The sequence below is a fragment of the Carboxydocella sp. ULO1 genome (assembly GCF_002049255.1).
In the GTDB taxonomy this organism is placed as follows: domain Bacteria; phylum Bacillota.
On record NZ_BDLQ01000090.1, the window covers coordinates 1 to 2076 of the forward strand.

Below are 2076 nucleotides of genomic sequence, written 5' to 3' on the forward strand. Positions count from 1 at the left end.
AGATATTTCTCCGACGGCTCTTTTAAACCACTTTTGTTTAGCCATAAATCTTTACACCTCTCAATATCTCAACGCCATTCATATTGACGCCTATCATATCATCCTCAAGGCCGTAGCGGGTAGCATCAATCGAGTGATTATCCTTGTCCGGGAACTCGCTTTTTACAATCCCGTTGCGGTCAATTTCAAGTGAGTAATTAATAAATTCCTTCGCAGCTAACGGGCACCGTTCAGGGTCAATAATAATTGCCTCCAGGTCCTGAAGAAACTTGATGCCGAACTCCACGCTCCCGGGCCCTTTCTTTGCTCCTTTGATTTTCATACCGAAACTTTTCAGCTCAGCAATGCTTTTAGGCTCTGCACTATCAGCAATGGTCCAGACATCGTTGTATCGCTGTGCCTTTTCCCAGAACTGTCTATTGAAAAGATTTAATCCGCTGATTTCAGCGAACAAATAAAGCCGCCGGCGTGTCCTGTCGTAATGCATGCGCTCGAAGCATAGCGGATCCACAGCATAGCCGAAGTCTAATCCCTGCCTGATGTGTTCGAAAGTTGCAATCTCATCTTGGGTAATGAGCCTAAGTTCAATATTGGTGAATACTTCAAGCCCTGTACCAACTTCTTCGCCCAGATACTCATGTCGGTATGCTGTTTCATTTATTTTTTTGAGGTGTTCAGCATCTGCCAGAAACCGTTCACCCAACCATTCCGGCGGTACATCAAGATATGTTGAATGATGAATCCGCCGCCCTGGTTTCGGTATCTTTGCTTCCTGGTTTACCCAACTGCGTCCAGACTTCGGTGGGTTGTACGAAAAGAATACAATCCGTTTCTTGTTCTCACCGCGGAACAGTGACTGGAGAATATTGCGGATTTCGTCCATGCTGGCGAACTGGTCAACTTCTTCAAACCAGGCGTATTTAATATAGCCTTTGCCCAGGTTAATAGATTTAAGTTTTCTTGGATTGTCAGCCGCTTTAAATACAATCTTCTGTCCGGTTGGCAAATAAATTATCTGCATCGGACTTATTTGAAATTTAAAAAGATGGGCTATCCCCATCTTTGTAGCTGTCCACTCGAATTGTCCAAAGACTGTGTCCCGAAGTTCGTTTTGATATCGACGGAACACTACAGCATTGGCTGCTGGGTCTTTGATGATTCCAAGCAATATTTCTATACTGATAAATGTCGACTTTGTGCTCCCGCGGCCACCTTTAAGCCAGTATTCATCATATAGTTCTGCCTTAATCTCTTTGTGCAGCTCGTAAAATGACGGTGCGATAAGATCAGAAAGCCTAATCTTCATCATTTATATCATCCACTATCTTCACAGCCATTTCTGCGCTAACATTTAGCTTGTCAGTAAACATACCTAAGTGTTTGCCTAGCAGTTCCAAAGCTTTTATTTTATCGTAAATCTTAACCTCTCTCTCTATGATCTCGCCTGCTTCCGTCGGAATGCGCTTTACCTTCACGCCGGCAATTGCGGCTGTATCATCACGGTTAGCATCGTCTCGAATTGCAGCATCATCCATGTCGATTATATCCGTTGCATTAACAAAAGCCACTTTTGCCAGTTCGCGTAAAACACGATCCTGGGTAATACCAGTGCGTCTCGAACGTTCTGCAATGGCTTTGTCGATTGCTTCCCGAATGCTAATTTTTGCTAAGAGCTGGGCTCCCTGCTCATGCGCAGTCTTTGGGCTATAGCCTGCCCTAATCGCGGCCTGAGTGGCATTTAAGTCAATTAAGTATTCTTCAATAAATCTCTGCTGTTTGGGTGTAAGCTTTGCCATTATCACCACCTCACCATCAAGACTTACAAAGATTAGTGACCAGTGTCGGTCACTAATCCTTTTGCAGGTTTTTAGCTAGTATCTGCATTTCCTCCGCGATAGCTTTTACTATCACCACCGGAGGTACGCCCTCCATCTTCTCGGCAATTATGGCCGGCAATTGTTTTGCTGTTTCTAAAATTTCAGTTGGGTTCACTGCTTACCCTCCTCAGGCAAACGCCAGGCCATTATCTTTAAGTACCTGGTATAAACAGCTTGCCAAAGCCGTTATCTGCCTGTG

General features: G+C 44.5%; 3 protein-coding genes. All 3 read right to left on the reverse strand.

Annotation, left to right across the window (positions count from 1 at the left end):
- Positions 1 to 37: 37 nt before the first annotated feature.
- From ULO1_RS11200 to ULO1_RS14825, 3 genes are read right to left on the reverse strand one after another with little or no spacing between them, the layout of a single operon-like run.
- On the reverse strand, positions 38 to 1309 hold the full coding sequence (locus tag ULO1_RS11200) for a PBSX family phage terminase large subunit (RefSeq protein WP_200806963.1): 1272 nt from the start codon (positions 1307 to 1309) through the stop codon (positions 38 to 40).
- Complete coding sequence (locus tag ULO1_RS11205) at positions 1296 to 1796, reverse strand: terminase small subunit (protein WP_079933620.1); 501 nt, start codon at positions 1794 to 1796, stop codon at positions 1296 to 1298. The genes ULO1_RS11200 and ULO1_RS11205 overlap by 14 nt, the downstream gene beginning before the upstream one ends.
- A 52-nt stretch (positions 1797 to 1848) precedes the next feature.
- Positions 1849 to 1992 carry a hypothetical protein gene (locus ULO1_RS14825; RefSeq protein ID WP_159446896.1) on the reverse strand — a complete coding sequence of 48 codons (144 nt, stop codon included), beginning with the start codon at positions 1990 to 1992 and terminating at the stop codon, positions 1849 to 1851.
- Positions 1993 to 2076 lie beyond the last annotated feature (84 nt).